This is a genomic window from Nonomuraea sp. NPDC054003, assembly GCF_055585125.1.
In genome coordinates this window covers 1-16,712 of the sequence record NZ_JBVJKR010000020.1, presented here as the reverse complement: position 1 = coordinate 16,712, position 16,712 = coordinate 1, and the positions used below count along the sequence as shown (strand labels likewise).

Genomic DNA, 16,712 nt, shown 5'->3' with positions numbered 1-16,712 from the left:
GTCGCCCTTGTGGCGCGTTTCCTCTGCTTCGCCTGCCGTCGCCCGATCACCCTGCCGGTCCGCAGGATCCCCCTGCCGCCGGCGCACTACACCGCCATCGCCGGCGCGACCGTACCCACCGACCGCATCCAGCCCCCGCGGATGCCGCGCGGCACGTACGCGGCCAACCACCGGCCCGAGGAGTTCTCCGGCGAACCGCCCGGCCTGGTGATCCACCCGGACGACGCGGTCGGCATGCTCCTGCACCCGGACCGGTCCCGGGTCAGCGGCTGCTGCGGGATCAGCGAGATCGACAGCCCCAACCTCGTCTGCGCGGGCTGCGGCACGGACCTCGCCACCCACCAGGCCGACTGCTACGGGCAGAACCAGATCACCCTGGTGGCGGACGCCGTCATCCTGTCGCACGTGGACGACTGACCATCAGCGCTCACAGGCCCGTGAGTCGTGATCTCCCGCCTTCTCCAGGGCCTGCGACGAGCTCGCTCGCGGTTCGCCTTCCCAGCCACAGATACAGACACAGACCGGAACGTACCCCTCGCGGCTCCGCTCCTCCGCCCAGCCGAGAGCGCCGCCACACCGCCGAAAGCCACGGCCGCCACACCCCACACCATGTGGACGGTCCGCGGAACGAGCTCCAGGACGGTGGGAACGATCACGATGACAGCCGTGATCACACGCTCGCGAGGACGCGGGGCGTGAACACCTGATGCCACAGCGGCCGGGTGACGAGGACCCCGATGCCGGTCACGAGCAGACCGCCCAGGGCGAGGGCGAGCAGGGGACGCCTGTCCAGGATCATCGCTCCTCCTCCCCCCGATCTTCACCGGTCCCCGCCACCGTGTCCACTTTCAACCCTGGGCGGGCGATCTGTAGAGGTCCTCGGCCCCCACCAGGACGTGAAAGATTTCTTCATCGATAAACCACGAGATGGCTATGGATTCCAACGCGATGAGTGTGGATCATGTGAGGAGCCCCCGACAGCCCGGAGTCAAGCCGTGCCGCATCTGTCTCGCCGCCAGGCCCTCTCCCTCCTCCCCGCCGCCGGCCTCCTCGCCGTAGCCTCTCCCGTGCGCGCCGCCGCGTCCGGCGCCGACCACGCCCGGCTGCTCGCCAACACCGTGGCCATGCTCGCCGGCACCTCCGACAGCAACACCCGCCCCGAGGTCGCCGCCAAGCTCGCCGCCATCCTCAGGACCGCCAGGCAGCGCCTCACCGCCATGGACCAGGCAGGCGACGGCGAGCTGTTCGCCGGACTCACGCTCGGCGCCGACGACGCCGCCCTCCGCCAGGCCTTCCAGTTCCTGTACGAGATCGCGCTCGCCACCCGCACCCCCGGCGGCGAACTCGACGGCGACGCCACCGTCCAGCGGCGCGTCGTCGAGGGACTCCAATGGCTGCACGAGCGCCACTTCGGCGACCAGGCGGCGGGCTACTACGGCAACTGGCACAACTGGGAGATCGGCATCCCCACCCACGTCAGCCGGACCCTGGTCCTGCTCGCCGACCTCTTACGTGACGAACGCCCCGCTCTGACGTCCACGTACCTCGCCACGATGGACGCCTACCTCCGCAACGGCAAGGACGGCGACGTCGACCTCGACTCCCGCTTCCACACCGGCGCCAACCTCGCCGACATCACCGCCAACCGCATCCTCCAGGGCGCCCTCACCGCCGACGACGCCCGCGTCGCCAAGGCCATCGCCGACCAGGCCACCGTCTTCGCCACCATCGACCCGTACGATCTGCGGCACGGCGTCACCGACGGCTACTACGAGGACGGCTCCTTCATCCAGCACCACTCGGTCGCCTACACCGGCTCGTACGGGCGCATCCTGCTGACCCGCGTCGTCCAGACCCTCAAGACGCTCGAAGGCGCGACCACCGGGTCAGGGCTGGGGGAGGTGGTCTACAGGTGGATCACCGACGGCTTCGCCCCGCTCATCTTCGAGGGCTGGATGATGGAGATCGTCAAGGGGCGCGCGGTCTCCCGTACCAACACCGGGTACGCGGACGTCGGGATCATCGTGGAGGCCATCGCCGACCTGGCGGACCACGTCGGCGGGGACAGCGCGCTGGCGTTGAAGAAGTACGTCAAGCACCTGCCTCCTGCCGACACGGGCTCGTTCGTCTCTCCGGTCAGCATCGCCCGCTACTCGGCCATCCGCGCCGACGACGCCATCCCGGCCGCCGACCTGAACCCGCCTTCGCGGTCCGTGGCCTTCAACGCCATGGACCGGGCCGTGCACCGGCGGCCGGGGTACGCGTTCGCGCTGGCGCGGAGTTCGGAGCGGATCAGCAAGTACGAGTACATGAACGGGGAGAACCTCATGCCCTGGTTCCAGGGGGATGGGGCTTACTACCTCTATCTGGCGGGCGAGGACCAGCGGGAGGTGTTCGGGGTCGACTATTTCACGGCCGTCTCCCCGTACCGGCTGGCCGGGGTCACCGCGCCGGTGGAGGAGCGGCGGACGGTGCCGGAGCTGTACGGGCGGTTCTGGTACGAGAACCCGGGGCATCCGCTGAACTTCACCTCGTCGTCGGAGTCGCAGAACACGTACGTGTACTTCCCGCGTGGCGAGAACGCGTTCTCCGGCGGGGTGACGTCGGGGGCGTACGGGGCGGCCGGTTTCGTGCAGTCCGATGACGTGGCCTATACGGCCAAGCAGGAGGGGGTTCTGCCCGAGGATTTCGTGGCTTATCGGAATGCCCGGGCCACCAAGTCGTGGTTCATGCTCGACGACGAGATCGTGGTGCTGGCGGCGGGGGTCGCCGGGCAGGGCGGGCGTGCCGCGGTGACGACCGTGGACAGCCGCATCGCCGCTCCCGGCGACGCGGTCGCGGTCACCGGCGAACGCTGGCAGGGGGGAGCCTGGCGGGCGGGTGACACCACGCCGCCCCGCTGGCTGCGCTACGCCAACGGCACCCGCGGCACCGCCGTCGGCTACGCCTTCCTCACCAGGCAGCCCGTCACCGCCGGGATGGAGACGGTGACCCGCAGCCGCAGAGTCGTCCGTACGAGCAACCCCGACACCAGCGTCACCAAGAACGTCTTCACCGCGTCGGTCACCCATCCCGCGGGCGGTCAGGTTCCCGAGCTTGCCTACGCTCTGGTGCCCGGCGCGACCGAGGCGGGGCTGCGCGGGTACGCGCGTGGAACGGTGCGCGTGCTGGCCAACGACCGGCACGTCCAGGCGATCGAGCACAAGGGGCTCGGGATCGTGGCGGCCAACGTCTTCTCGGACGGGCCGCGTCTCGCCGGGCGGATGCTGGTCGACGGGCCCGCTTCGGTGATCGTGCGGTCGGGTGAGCGTACGGTGGTCGCGCTGTCGGATCCGACGATGCGGCGGGACCGGGTCAGCGTCGTGCTCCACGGTCCGCGTCTACGGGTCGACTCGGCGGACGAGGGGGTGAAGGTGCGGCGGGTGCCGGGCGGGATGCTGATCCAGGCGACGACCCGCCACGCCCACGGCCGCGGTTTCACGGCGACGTTGCGCTGACGATCTGTCGGTCCTCTCGCTCACACTTGCCTTCGGGACCACTCATCGAGGAGGCACCGTGACTCCTCCGCTCCCTGAAGGGAGCGGCTTCTCGCTAAGCCGCTTCCGCAGCCTGGCGAAGGGCAAGCCCTGCCCTCACGATGTTGACCGCCGCGTTCACGTCGGCGTGCGCGGCATGCCCGCACGACACGCACCGGAACTCGGCCTGGGTGACGCGGTTCGCCTTCGCGCAGTGCCCGCAACGTGAGCATGTGCGGGAGGTGCCGGCGGGGTTCACCGCGATCAGCTCTCGACCGGCGCTTTCAGCCTTGTGCGACAGGATCGTCAGGAACACCCCCCAGCCCGCGTCCAGAATCGAACGGTTGAGGCCCGACTTCTGGGCGACGTTCCGGCCGGGAGCCTCGATCGTGCCGGACGCGCCGCAGGTCATGTTCGTGATCCGCAGGTCTTCGTGCACGATCACGTCGTAGGCGCGGACCAGGGCGAGCGCGGCCTTGTGCGCGTGGTCCGCGCTGACGGCGGACCTTGCCGTGCAGGGCAGCGACGCGGGCCACCGCCTTGCGCCGCCGCCGGGAGCCGCGCCGCTTGCGGGCCAAGTCGCGCTGCGCGTCCGCGAGGCGGCCGGCGGTGGCGGCCAGGTGACGTGGGTTCGCCACGTGCACGCCGTCGGAGGTGGTGAGGAGCGAGGCGATGCCCATGTCGATCCCGGCCATCGCGCCTGTCGCAGGCAGTGAGCCGACGGGCACGTTGTCGCACGACAGGACCACGTACCAGCGGGAGCCCTCGCGCTTGACGGCGATCGTCTTGACCCGGCCGCGTACGGGCCGGTGCTGGTGGACGCGGACGTGGCCGATTCCTTGGAGCCGGACGAAGGTCGCTTTTGGGTGTTCGGGCTGGGAGTCCCACCGGCAGCCGTCGCCGTCCTTGGGCCACTCGACGGTGTCGAACCAGCCGCGCCCTTTGAAACGCGGGAAGCCCGGGGTGTGCCCGGCCTTGACCCGGCGGAAGAACGCGGCGAACGCCTTGTCGAGGCGTCGCAGGGTGGCCTGCTGGGAGGAGAAGGACCAGCGGCCCTGCCCGCCGGTGTCGTCGGCGCGGATGTGTTTCAGCTCGGCGGACTGGTCGCCGTACCGGACGCTCACGCGCGCCTTGGCGTAGGCGGTGCGGCGGTGTTCCAGGGCGGCGTTGTAGAGCTGCCGGTGGTCCTCCAGACACGCGGTGAGAGCGATCTCCTGGTGGCGGGTGGGGCGCAGCAGGAACTTCAACGACCTGCGCACACCCCACCTCCTGTCACATTCGGTAACGACAGCACCACAGTATCGGCTGGCGCCGACAAAACCCCGGAAGGACATCCCTATGCGCGGACCTGACAAGTCAGGGCACGCTCGGCTCTGGCGGCTCTGGCGGCCCTCCCGCTCCCGATTCCCCGTCGCCTGAAGGCGACGGTCCCCTCGGGAGAATCTGATGGCGAGGTGCTCCAGGAGAGGGAAGAGTGCACGAAGGAGGCAGCGGGCAGCCGCGGTAGTCTGCGTCGCGGGCGTGTGGTTCGCCGCCGAACACCCCGGCTGGGCCCTGGGGATCACCTGCCTGCTCGGCGTGTTACTCGCCGGCGGACTCGTTCTCCGGCAGCGCATGATCCGGGCAGAGAGACAGCGCTTCCTGGCCGCCAACGTCGAGCTGGAGAAGGTCGACCGGATGTCGGGGCCCGAGTTCGAGCACCTTGTCGCCGAACGCATGATCGCCGACGGGTTCCGCCAGGTCCGTCAGCGCGGCGGTGCCGGTGACCGCGGGGTGGATATCACAGCCCTCGCTCCGGGCCACGGCCGCTACGCCATCCAGTGCAAGCGCTACGGCAAGCCGGTCGGCGCCCGCGACGTACGCGACTTCCTCGGCGCGCTGGCCAACACCTTCGCGGGCCACACCGGCGTCCTGGTCACCTCCGCCGGTCTCACCAAGCAGGCCAGGCTCGAAGCCCTGGGCGCGCGGGAGCCGCTCATCCTGGTCGAACGCGACCGGCTCGCGGACTGGCTGCTGGGCGCGGTCTCGCTCTTGCCTGCGAGGTCCGCCGGGATGCTGACGGAGGAGGAAGCCACATGAGCACGCCCGCAGATCCTCCGGGCCACCCTGGTAGGCACGTTGTCGCCGGGCCGAGGCGGAGCGCGGACATGTTGCTAACACGGATGTTACTAACATTGATGTTAGTAACTTGATAGTCCGGTGCACTCCGGGGAGGCTGCCAATCTCGATGAGATGTGAAGATCCTCGGAAACTGATGGAGCCGTCCAGCTCGGTCGTTCAAGACGGCGGTGTCGAGATTCCTGGAGCACTACGGTGCGCCGCGCCGGCGGTGGGCTTGGAGTCGTGCCGCTACCCGCAGGTGTCGCATACGCCCGTCGCGGGAAGCTGCATGAAGCAGCGGGAGCAGACCCGCGGAGGCTTCTCGGAGTGTGCTCGCCGACGATCGACGGCCGATTGATATCGAGGGGCGAGCGCGGGAACGCCGCCATCCGGGGGCAAGATCGCGCCGAAGTGCCGATAGCACTCCAACCTCGAGCGAGCGGCGTGCAGCTCGCGATCTAAGGCGTTGCCCGCCGGCGGTTCGCCGGCGACCTCGAGCACTTCTTTGTAGCCCTCGCCCACCATGCCGTCATCGGTGTGTACCACAAGCGCCGTGAGCGGCGGGTCGCCGCGGCGGTGAGCTTCCCGCAGCACCTCGCTCAGGACGCGGCCGATCCAGTTATGGAGTAACGCCCTGGTACGGATCCCCGAGGTCTCCTGAATCCTGTCGGCGAGTTCCTTGTAGGTGATGACCGCGCGATACGTGCGCGCCACGTCCACGAGCAGGGGATACGCCTCACGGGCCCAGATCTCCCGGGCCTTCGCCGCCGTCACGGGAGTGCCGTCGGCCACGTGCCAATAGCCAGGTTGCGACATGCCTCGTCCCTTGAGTCGTCGTGCGTTCATCCAGGGCCTACCGAACCGGCATGGGTCTCAACCCTCACGGGTGATGATGGGCCGTGATCGTGCGGGACACCTGGTGCTCCGTGCCCGGTTCCACGATCACGAACTGGCCCATCATCCCCGAGTCCTCGTGCCGCAGGATGTGCCAGTGGTACATGTACGGCGTCGCCGGGTCCGTGAACGTCCCGAACCGCACCGCCAGCCGCGCCGTGCTCTTCGGCGGCTGGCGGGCAGGCGCATGCCGTGCCAGTGCACGGTGCTGGTCTCGGCCAGGCGGTTGGTGACCGTCATGCGGACCTCGTCGCCGCGCGCCGCCCGGATCGTCGGGCCGAGGTGAGGGCCGTTGAAGCCCCAGGTCTCGGCCGGTCTGCCCGGCAGGAGCTCGGTACGGCCGCGCCGCATCGTCAGTGCGAAGGTCCGCGTCCCGTCCTCGCCGATCTCGCGTTCGAGCAGGGGTGGTACGCGGAAGGCGGCCGGATCGCTCGCGGGGGCGGAAGCGCGACCAGAGCGCCGTGGACCATGTGCATGTCCTCCGCGAGCAGAACCCGGATCATCGATCGCCCCCACTCCGCTTTCGCCCGACTTCCACCATCTCGTGAGGTCGCCACTGTGGATCATGAAACTTTCATGGTCGGTGAGGGGGAGTCGTGTAGTTGAAATTTTCATCTTCTACGAGGTCGCGGTTGTGGTGTTCCGCCTTGTGGGGCGCGTGGCAGCCGACGGCGGGATCTCCCGCGGGAGGCGCGGCGTTGACGGGCGGGTTCCGTACAGAGACCCTTTGGGAGCGCTCCCAAAGCGTCCCGGAGAACGGCACCAGCAACCCTTCGTCGAAAGGACACCTCTGTGGAATCGCTGGTCAAGGACCAAGGGCTGTTCCTGGCCCTGTACCGGATCGTGATAGGCCTGCTGTTCGCCTGTCACGGCGTGGCGACGCTCTTCGACGTGCTGGGCGGGCCCCACGGCCAGGTGCCCGGCGTCGGGCAGTGGCCGGACTGGTGGGCGGCCGTCATCCAGCTGATCGGCGGCGTCCTCGTCCTCCTCGGGCTGGCAACCCGCGCCGCCGCCGTCGTCTGCTCGGGCACCATGGCCTACGCCTACTTCGTCGTCCACCAGCCGCAGGCGCTGTTCCCGATCGAGAACGGCGGCGAGAAGGCCGCGCTCTTCTGCTGGGGCTTCCTGCTCGTCGCCGCACTCGGGCCCGGCCGCTGGGCGCTGTCCTCGGCGCTCATGCCTTCTCGTGCGCTCGCGGGAAACCGGAGCTGACGGCGAACGGTCAGGACGTGCCGAAGTGGAGCGAGCCGCGTATGTCGCCGGCTTGGATGACGAATTCGGGTTCGGCGACCGGAACGCGGCAGGTCATGAAAGCATCGCGCTGACCGGCGACGAAGCCGTCCCCTCCACATGAAGGAGCCGCCATGCTGGTTCGCGGGCTGACCTGCTTGTTCGTGCTCGCCGGTTCGCTCCTGCCGGCGCCCGCGCACGCCGCCGCCGGGTGGGAACCAGGGGCGGCCCAGCAGGTCTATGATCCGAAGGGCAAGCTCTACGCGTACGCTCCCGCCGCGATCGAACAGGGCGCCACCGAGCACTATTGGACCTGTCACAACACCACCGACGGCAAGATCAAGGACGACATCTGGCACACTCGCCGGTCCGGCGGGAAGATCGTCGGCGACCGGCGGGTCATCGCCTCCGGTGGCACTGGCTGGGACAAGTACCACAACTGCGACCCCGCCGTCGTCGCGGTCACCGCTCGACATCAGGGCGTCACGTACGGCTACGCGATGTTCTACCTGGGCAACGACGTGAACGCCAGCGCCCACAACCAGATCGGCGTGGCCTTCGCCAAGACCCTCGACGGGCCGTGGGTGAAGTATCCGAAGCCCGTCGTGGCGTTCCCCTTCGACGACCCCGCCGCGTGGGGCGCCGGCCAGCCCGCGGTCACCGCCGTCGATCCCGCCGCCGGCCGGCTGCTGCTGTTCTACACCGCGGGCGGTCCCGGCGGGACTCGGGCGTACCGGCGCGACATCACCCTGGCCGACATGTCCGCCCCCGTGGTCGGCCCCGCCGTCGAGGTCACCAGGGCCGGGCTGACCGGGAGCGACGGGAAGCCCGACGTGCTCAACAACTTCGACGTCGCCTATGACCCCTCCCGTGACCGCTTCTACGCCGTACGTGAGCAGCACCCGTACCCGACCGTCGCCCCGAAGCAGATCGGCGCCTCGCTCCAGGTGGCCAGCATCGACGGCGCGTCCATCTGGAACGGCGGCGGCTCCTGGCGCGTCGAGGGCGTCATCGACCCCGCGCTCACCGGTCTGCCCCGCAACCACAACGCCGGCATCGTGCGTACCGTATACGGCACGCTGCCCGACAGCGGATCGCTCACGGTCATCTTCACCGAGAGTTGCGCGGGGACGTGCGCCTCGCTGTGGAGCTACGACCTGTGGCGCGTCACCGGCACACTGACTTGACGTCCGGGGCGAGCCGGCTGACGAGATTTTCCCGGTGCGGTGTCTGTTCCGGCGGTGTGCGTTCGACGCATGGGTGAAAGGACGAAATAGTCACACACCCTGGGAGATCTCATGAGCACCGTGGTCATGCACAACGTCGTGTCGGTGGACGGTTTCATCGCCGACGCCGCCGATGAGGTAGGCCCGCTGTTCGAGTGGTACGGCAACGGCGACGTCCCGCTCGTCGAAGGCGGCGCGATGAAGGTCTCGCGGGCCTCGGCCGCGTACGTCAGGCCGATCTGGGCCGGCATGGGGGCGATGGTGATCGGCCGTCACCTGTTCGACATCACGAACGGCTGGGAGGGACGCCCGCCGGCCGGCGAGCACGTCGTCGTGGTGTCGCACCGGCCCAAGCCCGAGGGCTGGCACCCGGAGGCGTCCTACCACTTCGTCGACGACGTGGCGCGGGCGGTCGCCAAGGCGAGGGCACTCGCGGGGGAGCGCACGGTCGCCGTGGCGGCGGGCGACGTCGGCGGGCAGGCGCTGGCCCTCGGGCTGGTGGACGAGGTGGCGATGGACGTCGTGCCGGTGGTCTTCGGCTCGGGCAAGCGCTACTTCGGCTCGGTCGACGCTCAGCACCTGCTGGAGGACCCGCACGTGGTGATCCAGGGCGACCGGGTGCTCCACCTGGCTTACCAGGTCCGCCGGTGACGGCGGTCAGGAGTCGCGGCCGCGATAGGTGATCGTCGCCCGGCCGGCCAGGCGGAGTGTCATCCCCGGATGCAGGTCCACGACGGCTCCGGGCGGGAGTCCGTGGAACTCGTCGCCCTCGGCGTAGGAGATCTCCGTCCCGCTCGTCGTGTCCAGGTTGTGGACGCAGACCGTCCAGCCGTCCAGCCGTCCAGCCGGATGGACAGGACGACGATCTCTCCCTGCTCGCCGTCCTTCTCGATCGCGTGCAGCGCCCTGGCCACCACGGTGCTCTTGCCCACCCCGCGGAACCCGGTGACGAGGAACGTCCCGCCTCTGGATCTGCGTAACAGCTGCCTGAGCTCGTCCACGAACGACTGGTTGCCGGGCATCGGAAAGGCGTCCTCGGGATCCGGGCCCGTCAGTGGCCCCCGCTCGCCAGGTTGAGGCCGACGACGCCGGCGATGATGAGGGTGATCGAGGCGAGCTTCAGGAGGGACACGCTCTCTCCCAGCAGGATCATGCCCAGCGCGGCGGTCCCGACCGCGCCGATGCCTGTCCATACGGCATAGGCCGTACCGACGTCGAGGGTCTTGAGTGCGAGCGCGAGCAGACCGAAGCTGAGCACGGCGAAGACGACGAAACCGATGCTCGGCAGCAACTGCGAGAACCCGTTGCTCTGCTTGAGCGCGTAGGCCATGGCGATCTCGAAGAGACCCGCGGCGACCAGCATGATCCAAGCCATGACGGCTCCTTCCATGAAAGGAGCGTCGTCTTCGCAGGCCGGGTACGGCGCGTCTCGTCCGGGCGGACCCATGGTCGGGCTCGCATTTCCGACAACGGCGGCGACCGCGCCCGCATTCCATCGGCCGCGCGTGTCAGGCATGTGGTGGCGCTTCGTGGTGGAATGGGTGCGGAGTGTGACGTCGGGTGTGGGGAGGGTGCGATGCGGGACGGTCGTGGGCCCGTGACGCGCCGCTGATGGGGCGCGAGCGGCTGGACCTTCCGCTCACCGCCATGGCCGTCGTGCTCACCGTCGGCACCGGAGCGGTCGACGCGGCCAGTTTCATCCGGCTCGGCGGGGTGTTCAGCAGTGTCATGACCGGCAACCTGGTGGTGTCCGGCTACGCGATCGGCACCGCCGACCTCGCGCACCTGCTCACCACCGTCACCGCGGTCATCGGGTACGTGCTGGGGGTCGCCGCCGGCACCGGCGTCGCGGGCCGCGGCGGGATGATCGCGGTGCTCGGTGCGGAGCTGCTCGCGCTGGTGGCGTTCGCGGTGGGCTGGGAGGTGACCGGTGGCCGCCCGTCCGCCGTGGCGCTGCACGTCCTGCTGGTTCTGACGGCGATGGCCATGGGGTTGCAGAGCGCGGCGATGCGCGCCCTGGGCGGCCGCCGGGTGGTGTCGACGACGTACCTGACGGGGACGCTGACCGGCGTCATCGCCGCCCTGCTCACCTCCGGCGGCCTGGCGGGGGCCATGGTGCGCGACATCGCCATCCTGACGGCGGTCGTGGTCGGGGCGGCGGCGGGGACCCTGGTGGTCACGCTGGTCCCCGCCGCGCTGCCGGCCATCCCGCTCGTCACCGTGCTCGCCGCCCTCACGATGGCCGGGCTCACTCGTCCTCGGTGAACACCTGCTCGCGGCGCTTGCGGATCGCCGGGAGGACGGAGAGGGCGAGCGCCGCCACCGACAGGGCCAGGAGCGCCGCGGAGATCGGCCGGGTCAGGAAGACCGACGCGTCGCCGCGGGAGATGATGAGCGCTCGCCGCAGGTTCTCCTCCAGCAGGGGGCCGAGGACGAAGCCGAGCAGCAGCGGGGCCGGCTCGCAGCCGCACTTGATCAGGATGTAGCCCAGGAGCCCGAAGAGCACGATCGCGTAGACGTCGTAGGCGTTGAACCCCAGGGAGTACGTGCCGATCGAGGCGAACAGGATGATCATCGGGAACAGCACCTGGTACGGGATGCGCAGCATGCGCACCCACATGCCGATCAGCGGCAGGTTCAGCAGCACGAGCAGCACGTTGCCGATCCACATCGACGCGATCAGGCCCCAGAACAGCGCGGGCTCGTCGGTGATGACGTTCGGGCCGGGGGTGATGCCGTGCACGATGAACGCGCCGATCATCAGCGCCATCACCGGGTGGGCCGGCAGGCCCAGGGTGAGCAGCGGGATGAACGACGTCTGCGCCGCGGCGTTGTTCGCCGACTCGGGGCCGGCGACGCCCTCGATCGCGCCGTGCCCGAACTCCTGCGGCCGCTTCGAGATCCGCTTCTCGACGGCGTACGAGGTGAACGAGGCCAGCACGTGGCCGCCGCCGGGCAGGACCCCGAGCGCCGCGCCGAGACCGGTGCCGCGCAGGATGGGGGCGACGATGCGGCGCCGGTCCTCCCGGGTCGGCCAGAGGTTCCGCACCTTGTCGACGATCGCCGTGCGCGTCTGCTCGTTCTCCAGGTTGCGCAGGATCTCGGCCACGCCGAACATGCCGACGGCGACCGACACGAAGTCGATCCCGCCGTACAGCTCGCGCTGGTCGAAGGTGAAGCGGGGGGTGCCGGTGTAGATGTCCTGGCCGACCGTGCCGAGCAGGACGCCCAGGAAGATCATCGCGAGGGCCTTGAGCGCGGTGCCGCGCGCCAGCGCGATCGACACGATCAGGCCGAACAGCACCAGCGCGAAGTACTCGGCGGGGCCGAACTGCAACGCGACGCGGGCCAGCGGCGGCGCCGCGACGGCCAGCACGACCGTGGCGACCGTGCCCGCGATGAAGGATCCGATCGCCGCGGTGGCCAGGGCGGCGCCGGCCCTGCCCTGGCGGGCCATCTCGTGCCCGTCCAGCGCGGTGACGGCCGCGGACGACTCACCGGGCAGGTTGATCAGGATGGCGGTGGTCGAGCCGCCGTACTGCGCGCCGTAGTAGATGCCGGCCAGCATGATCAGCGCCGTCACCGGCTCGAAGCTGAAGGTGATCGGCAGCAGCATCGCCACCGTCGCCGTCGGCCCGATGCCGGGCAGCACGCCGACCATCGTCCCGAGCAGCACTCCCACGAAGCACCAGAGGACGTTCTGGAGCAGGAGAGCGGTCGAGAGGCCGAGCGCGAGGTTTTCGAGTAGGTCCATGCCTCAATCCGGATGCCGCGTCAGAATCCGAGCCACGGGCCCCAGAGCGGGATCCGCAGCTGGAGGCCGACGACGAAGATGAGCGTGCTGGCCACGGTGAGCCCGGCCGCGACGACCACGGCGGTGAGCGGCCGTACGTGCTTACTGGCCAGCGTGGTGAGCAGGGCGGTGACGGCCGACGTCGGCACGAACCCGAGGCCCCGTACGGTGAATCCGAAGAACATCAGCGCGAGCGTGATGACGGCGACCGCGCGCCAGGGGATCGTGCCGAAGGCGATCATCTCGCCGGCGACCAGCCCCTTGACCACGATCGCCAGGCCCAGGGCGGCCACGAGCGCGCCGACGAGCAGCGGGAAGGCGCCGGGGCCCATCCGCAGCGGGGTGCCCAGCTCGTAGCCGAGCGACCCCACCACGAACGCGCCACCGATCAGGACGAAGATCCCCCCGGCGAGGACGTCGGGGAATGACCGGCGGTGCTCCACGTCAGGAAGCCTTGATCCCGGCGTCGGCGATGACCTTCGCCCAGGTGCCGAGCTGCTCCTGGAGCTTGGTCCGGTGCGCCTCGGGGGTGGCGCTCTCGGCCGGGACCGGCGCGGTGCCGAGCTTGGCCATCTGGTCGACGACCTTCTGGTCGGCCAGCGCCGTCTTCAGCGCCTCGGACAGCTTCTGGACGACGTCCTGCGGGGTGCCCTTCGGCACGTAGAGGCCGTGCCACACGCTGACCTCCAGGCCGGGCAGCCCCGCCTCGGCCGTGGTCGGCAGGTCGGGCAGGCTCTTGACCCGCTCCGGCGTGGTGACCGCGTACGCCTTGACCTCGCCCGCGGAGATCTGGCCGCTGGTGTTGGTCGTCTGGTCGCACATGAAGTCGACCTGGCCGCCGACGAGGTCGGTCAGCGCGGGGCCGGTGCCCTCGTACGGGACCTCCTGCAGCTTGACGCCCGCGGCGGTCTGGAACAGCAGCCCGCACAGGTGGGACGCGGCGCCGATGCCGGCGTTGGCCAGCGTGACCTTGTCGGCGTTCGCCTTCACGTGGGTCACGAGGTCCTGGAGCGTCGCGGGCGCGAAGTCCTTGCGGGCGACGACCGTCATCGGCACCTCGGTGACGAGCCCGACCGTCTCGAAGCTCTCCAGCGGCTGGTAGCCGAGGTTCTGGTAGAGGGCGGGCGCCGTCGACATGCCGATGTGGTGCATGAGCACGGTGTAGCCGTCGGGTTCGGCCCGCGCGACCTCGCCGGCCCCGACGGTGCCGCCCGCGCCCTCGACGTTCTGTACGACGATCTTGGCGCCGAGCTTGGCCGCCATCGGCTCGGCGATCATGCGGGTGACCGTGTCGGTCGGGCCGCCCGCGCTGAACGGCACGACGAAGGTGATGTTCTGCTCCGGGTAGCCCGCGGTGTCGCCGCCGCCGGTGGTGCCCCCGTCGCCCCCGTTGCCCGCACAGGCGGCGGCCAGCGAGACGACGCCGATGACGGCGATCATCCGCGCGGCGGCCCGGTACCTGCTGGTCGTTCTCATGTCGCGGCCTCCTCTTCGGCGCATTCGCGTTCTTGGGTGAGTGCGCGGCCTCAGTCTGGGCTGGTACGGGCGCGGATAGTGTCAGAGGAATCCCAAGGAATGCGCCAGATGTCAGGAAAATCCCAAGAACTGGTTAACAACGGAGTCGGACCGGGCCGTACAATCCGGTATGCGGATCACCATCATCGAGGATGACGACCGCGTGGCCCGGGGTCTGGTGACCGTCCTGGCCCAGGCGGGCTTCGAGGTCCACCGCCTCGCCACCGCCGCGGAGGCCGTGCGCGCGGCCCCGTCCGACGTCGTCCTGGTCGACCTGGGCCTGCCCGACGGCGACGGGCTCGACGTGATCCGCAAGCTGCGCGACCGCCCCGAGACCGCCGTCATCGCCGTCACGGCGCGCTCCGAGGAGCACGAGCGGGTCCGCGGCCTGCGCGCCGGCGCCGACGACTACATCGTCAAGCCGTTCGGCATCCCCGAGCTGCTGGCCCGGATCGACGCCGTGCTGCGGCGCACCCGGGTGGCCCGCGCCCTGAGCGCCCCCGACGAGCCGCTCCTCCTCGGCCCGATGCGCATCGGCGTCGGCACCCGCGAGGTCACCGTCGACGACACGCCCGTGACGCTCACCCGCAAGGAGTTCGAGCTGCTCCTGCTGCTGGCCCGGCGGGCGCCCAACGTGGTCAGCCGCGACGTCATCCTCGACCAGATCTGGGGCGCGACCTGGGAGTCGTCGAGCCGCACCCTCGACACCCACATCGCCGCGCTGCGGCAGAAGATCGGCCCGGCCGTGGTCATCCGCACCGTCCACGGGGTCGGCTACAGGCTCCTGGCCGACCGGCCGGAGCCGACCGGCTGACGCGCCGTGCACCGCCGGCTGCTCGTCGTCCTGGTGCCCCTCGCGGTGATGCTCGTCGCCGCGCTCGGGGTTCCCCTCAGCGTCACGGTGGCCGAGCGGGAGGTGCAGGAGACGTACGTCGACCGGCTGAACGACGTCGGCCGGTTCGCGTCGCTGGCCGAGACCGCGCTGTCGACCGGGCGGACCGAGGCGCTCCAGCTGGAGCTGGCCCGCTACCACGAGCTCTACGGCATCCCGGTCGCGGTGATCGACACCTCAGGCACCGTGCTGCTCGGGCCCAGGGACGCCTACCGGGAGGCGGCGCGAAGCGAGCCGGGCATGGGCCCGATCGTCACCGCCGCGCTGGCCGGGGCTCGGCCCGAACCGTCCGGTGACTGGGCGCCGTGGGCCGGGTCGGCGCTCGTGGTCGCGGAGCCGGTGGGCCGCGACAGCGAGGTGGTCGGCGCCATCGTGACGATCTCCGACCTGTCGAAGACGCGCGGGCGCATCATGCTGCGCTGGGCCCAGCTCGCCGGGATCGGGCTGCTGCCGCTGGTCGCGCTGATGGCGGTCGCCTGGCCGGTGTCGGCGTGGGTGCTGCGGCCGGTGCGGGAGCTGGACGCGGCGAGCTCGCGGATCTCGCAGGGCGACCTCACCATCCGGGCCGACGCCGAGGCCGGGCCCGCCGAGCTGCGGCGGCTGGCGGAGTCGTTCAACACCATGATGGACGCGGTCGAGAACGCCGTGCAGCGGCAGCGGGCGTTCGTCTCCGACGCCTCCCACCAGCTGCGCAACCCGCTGACCAGCCTCCGGCTCGCGGTGGAGAGCCTCGAACCGCACCTGCGCGCCGCCGGTGACGGGCGGCAGGTGTACGACGTCGCCGTGGACGAGCTGAAGGCCATGCAGCGGCTGCTGAACTCGCTGCAGGCCAGCGCGCGGATGGAGAGCATCCGGACGGCGTCCCCGGTGGACCTCGACGCGGTGCTGGCGACCCGGGTGGAGCGGTGGCGGGCGCTGACGGCGACGGCCGGGCAGACGCTCGCGGTCGACGTGCCGCCGGGGCTGCGGCTGCTGGAGCCCACCGGCGGGCTGGGCAGCATCCTGGACGAGCTCATCAGCAACGCGTTGCGGCTGTCGGACGCCCGGGTGGTGGAGGTCACCGCCCGGGCCGTCCCCGCGGGCGGGGGCGTGGTCACGATCGCGGTGCGCGACGACGGGCAGGGGATCGAGGCGTCCGAGCGGGCCCAGGCACTGCGGCGGTTCTGGCGCTCGCCGCGCCACCAGAACGTGTCCGGGACCGGCCTGGGCCTGGCGATCTGCGCCGACCTGGTCGGCGCGGCCGGTGGCGAGCTGCGGCTGGAGGACGGCCTGCCGCGCCCGGACGGGTCCGGGTACGGGTTCGCCGCGGTGGTCGCGCTGCCGGTCGCACCGCGGCTGGAAGCGTCGTCCGGTGCTCCGGCCTGATCAGCCGGTGAGCTGGGTGGCGAGGAGCCGCGTGTAGGCGCCTCGGGCGGCGAGGAGCTCGTCGTGCGTCCCGGCTTCGGCGACGATGCCGCCGTCCAGGACGACGATGCGGTCGGCGGTGCGGATGGTCGACAGGCGGTGGGCGATGATCAGGGTGGTGCGGTCGTGGCGGGCGGCGGTCA

The 16,712-nt window shown here is 70.6% G+C and carries 18 protein-coding genes, 2 pseudogenes and 1 riboswitch; of the genes and pseudogenes, 9 read left to right on the top strand and 11 right to left on the bottom strand.

Annotation, left to right across the window (positions count from 1 at the left end):
- Positions 1-9 precede the first annotated feature (9 nt).
- A complete protein-coding gene (locus tag ACZ6YG_RS38525) occupies positions 10-417 on the top strand; it encodes a hypothetical protein (protein ID WP_466020694.1) in 408 nt (135 codons plus the stop codon).
- A 253-nt stretch (positions 418-670) separates the two neighbouring features.
- Here the strand turns inward: ACZ6YG_RS38525 and ACZ6YG_RS38520 are convergent, their stop codons facing one another.
- Positions 671-799, bottom strand: coding sequence for a hypothetical protein (locus ACZ6YG_RS38520; protein WP_466020693.1), 129 nt, complete (start codon positions 797-799; stop codon positions 671-673).
- Between the two features lie 196 nt (positions 800-995).
- Between ACZ6YG_RS38520 and ACZ6YG_RS38515 the strand changes: the two genes are divergently transcribed.
- On the top strand, positions 996-3,497 hold the full coding sequence (locus ACZ6YG_RS38515) for a polysaccharide lyase family 8 super-sandwich domain-containing protein (protein ID WP_466020692.1): 2,502 nt from the start codon (positions 996-998) through the stop codon (positions 3,495-3,497).
- A 94-nt stretch (positions 3,498-3,591) separates the two neighbouring features.
- Here ACZ6YG_RS38515 and ACZ6YG_RS38510 read toward each other — a convergent pair.
- Positions 3,592-4,849, bottom strand: a pseudogene (locus ACZ6YG_RS38510) (RNA-guided endonuclease InsQ/TnpB family protein).
- 187 nt (positions 4,850-5,036) lie between these two features.
- On the opposite strand from ACZ6YG_RS38510, the gene ACZ6YG_RS38505 reads away from it, so the two are divergent.
- Positions 5,037-5,594 carry a restriction endonuclease gene (locus ACZ6YG_RS38505; RefSeq protein ID WP_466020691.1) on the top strand — a complete coding sequence of 186 codons (558 nt, stop codon included), beginning with the start codon at positions 5,037-5,039 and terminating at the stop codon, positions 5,592-5,594.
- Between the two features lie 270 nt (positions 5,595-5,864).
- On the opposite strand, the gene ACZ6YG_RS38500 is transcribed toward ACZ6YG_RS38505, so the two are convergent.
- From ACZ6YG_RS38500 to ACZ6YG_RS38490, 3 genes and pseudogenes are all read right to left on the bottom strand, one after another.
- Positions 5,865-6,431, bottom strand: coding sequence for a hypothetical protein (locus ACZ6YG_RS38500; RefSeq protein ID WP_466020690.1), 567 nt, complete (start codon positions 6,429-6,431; stop codon positions 5,865-5,867).
- 64 nt (positions 6,432-6,495) lie between these two features.
- A complete protein-coding gene (locus ACZ6YG_RS38495) occupies positions 6,496-6,654 on the bottom strand; it encodes a multicopper oxidase domain-containing protein (RefSeq protein WP_466020689.1) in 159 nt (52 codons plus the stop codon).
- Between the two features lie 38 nt (positions 6,655-6,692).
- A pseudogene (locus ACZ6YG_RS38490) lies at positions 6,693-6,860 on the bottom strand (multicopper oxidase domain-containing protein); the annotation flags it as partial.
- 441 nt (positions 6,861-7,301) lie between these two features.
- On the opposite strand from ACZ6YG_RS38490, the gene ACZ6YG_RS38485 reads away from it, so the two are divergent.
- From ACZ6YG_RS38485 to ACZ6YG_RS38475, 3 genes are all read left to right on the top strand, one after another.
- A complete protein-coding gene (locus ACZ6YG_RS38485; RefSeq protein WP_148035013.1) occupies positions 7,302-7,721 on the top strand; it encodes a DoxX family protein in 420 nt (139 codons plus the stop codon).
- Between the two features lie 152 nt (positions 7,722-7,873).
- Positions 7,874-8,926 (top strand): hypothetical protein, encoded by a 1,053-nt coding sequence (locus tag ACZ6YG_RS38480; RefSeq protein ID WP_148035012.1) that lies wholly within the window; start codon positions 7,874-7,876, stop codon positions 8,924-8,926.
- 111 nt (positions 8,927-9,037) lie between these two features.
- Positions 9,038-9,616: a dihydrofolate reductase family protein gene (locus ACZ6YG_RS38475; RefSeq protein WP_466020688.1), complete on the top strand. Its 579-nt coding sequence runs from the start codon at positions 9,038-9,040 to the stop codon at positions 9,614-9,616.
- A 59-nt stretch (positions 9,617-9,675) separates the two neighbouring features.
- Here the strand turns inward: ACZ6YG_RS38475 and ACZ6YG_RS38470 are convergent, their stop codons facing one another.
- Together ACZ6YG_RS38470 and ACZ6YG_RS38465 are read right to left on the bottom strand one after the other, a co-directional pair.
- Complete coding sequence (locus ACZ6YG_RS38470; RefSeq protein WP_466020687.1) at positions 9,676-9,987, bottom strand: ATP-binding protein; 312 nt, start codon at positions 9,985-9,987, stop codon at positions 9,676-9,678.
- A gap of 29 nt (positions 9,988-10,016) precedes the next feature.
- Positions 10,017-10,340, bottom strand: coding sequence for a DMT family transporter (locus ACZ6YG_RS38465; RefSeq protein ID WP_219545971.1), 324 nt, complete (start codon positions 10,338-10,340; stop codon positions 10,017-10,019).
- Between the two features lie 19 nt (positions 10,341-10,359).
- A riboswitch (guanidine-III (ykkC-III) riboswitch) is annotated at positions 10,360-10,425 on the bottom strand.
- 151 nt (positions 10,426-10,576) lie between these two features.
- Here ACZ6YG_RS38465 and ACZ6YG_RS38460 point away from each other — a divergent pair.
- Entirely contained in the window at positions 10,577-11,230 is a 654-nt protein-coding gene (locus tag ACZ6YG_RS38460) for a YoaK family protein (RefSeq protein ID WP_219545970.1), read from the top strand.
- Here ACZ6YG_RS38460 and ACZ6YG_RS38455 read toward each other — a convergent pair.
- The 3 genes from ACZ6YG_RS38455 to ACZ6YG_RS38445 are packed head-to-tail and all read right to left on the bottom strand — an operon-like array spanning position 11,214 to position 14,234.
- The gene (locus tag ACZ6YG_RS38455) at positions 11,214-12,719 is read right to left on the bottom strand and encodes a tripartite tricarboxylate transporter permease (protein ID WP_148035006.1); all 1,506 of its coding nucleotides are present in this window, start codon (positions 12,717-12,719) and stop codon (positions 11,214-11,216) included. The two genes, ACZ6YG_RS38460 and ACZ6YG_RS38455, sit on opposite strands and share 17 nt — an antisense overlap.
- 20 nt (positions 12,720-12,739) lie before the next feature.
- The gene (locus ACZ6YG_RS38450) at positions 12,740-13,201 is read right to left on the bottom strand and encodes a tripartite tricarboxylate transporter TctB family protein (RefSeq protein WP_148035005.1); all 462 of its coding nucleotides are present in this window, start codon (positions 13,199-13,201) and stop codon (positions 12,740-12,742) included.
- A gap of 1 nt (position 13,202) precedes the next feature.
- On the bottom strand, positions 13,203-14,234 hold the full coding sequence (locus tag ACZ6YG_RS38445; protein WP_222709214.1) for a tripartite tricarboxylate transporter substrate-binding protein: 1,032 nt from the start codon (positions 14,232-14,234) through the stop codon (positions 13,203-13,205).
- Positions 14,235-14,403: 169 nt separating this feature from the next.
- Here ACZ6YG_RS38445 and ACZ6YG_RS38440 point away from each other — a divergent pair, with 169 nt between their 5' ends.
- Entirely contained in the window at positions 14,404-15,087 is a 684-nt protein-coding gene (locus tag ACZ6YG_RS38440) for a response regulator transcription factor (RefSeq protein ID WP_148035004.1), read from the top strand.
- 6 nt (positions 15,088-15,093) lie between these two features.
- Positions 15,094-16,530: a sensor histidine kinase gene (locus ACZ6YG_RS38435; protein ID WP_466020686.1), complete on the top strand. Its 1,437-nt coding sequence runs from the start codon at positions 15,094-15,096 to the stop codon at positions 16,528-16,530.
- On the opposite strand, the gene ACZ6YG_RS38430 is transcribed toward ACZ6YG_RS38435, so the two are convergent.
- Positions 16,531-16,712, bottom strand: a 182-nt coding sequence (locus ACZ6YG_RS38430) for a hypothetical protein (protein ID WP_466020685.1), incomplete at its 5' end; no start/stop codon positions are given.

Bases quoted from the DNA above. Each gene is read 5' to 3' on its own strand.
- ACZ6YG_RS38520 (WP_466020693.1), bottom strand. From the start codon at position 799: ATGATCCTGGACAGGCGTCCCCTGCTCGCCCTCGCCCTGGGCGGTCTG.
- ACZ6YG_RS38500 (WP_466020690.1), bottom strand. From the start codon at position 6,431: ATGTCGCAACCTGGCTATTGGCACGTGGCCGACGGCACTCCCGTGACG.
- ACZ6YG_RS38480 (WP_148035012.1), top strand. From the start codon at position 7,874: ATGCTGGTTCGCGGGCTGACCTGCTTGTTCGTGCTCGCCGGTTCGCTC.
- ACZ6YG_RS38475 (WP_466020688.1), top strand. From the start codon at position 9,038: ATGAGCACCGTGGTCATGCACAACGTCGTGTCGGTGGACGGTTTCATC.
- ACZ6YG_RS38470 (WP_466020687.1), bottom strand. From the start codon at position 9,987: ATGCCCGGCAACCAGTCGTTCGTGGACGAGCTCAGGCAGCTGTTACGC.
- ACZ6YG_RS38465 (WP_219545971.1), bottom strand. From the start codon at position 10,340: ATGGCTTGGATCATGCTGGTCGCCGCGGGTCTCTTCGAGATCGCCATG.
- ACZ6YG_RS38460 (WP_219545970.1), top strand. From the start codon at position 10,577: ATGGGGCGCGAGCGGCTGGACCTTCCGCTCACCGCCATGGCCGTCGTG.
- ACZ6YG_RS38455 (WP_148035006.1), bottom strand. From the start codon at position 12,719: ATGGACCTACTCGAAAACCTCGCGCTCGGCCTCTCGACCGCTCTCCTG.
- ACZ6YG_RS38445 (WP_222709214.1), bottom strand. From the start codon at position 14,234: ATGAGAACGACCAGCAGGTACCGGGCCGCCGCGCGGATGATCGCCGTC.
- ACZ6YG_RS38440 (WP_148035004.1), top strand. From the start codon at position 14,404: ATGCGGATCACCATCATCGAGGATGACGACCGCGTGGCCCGGGGTCTG.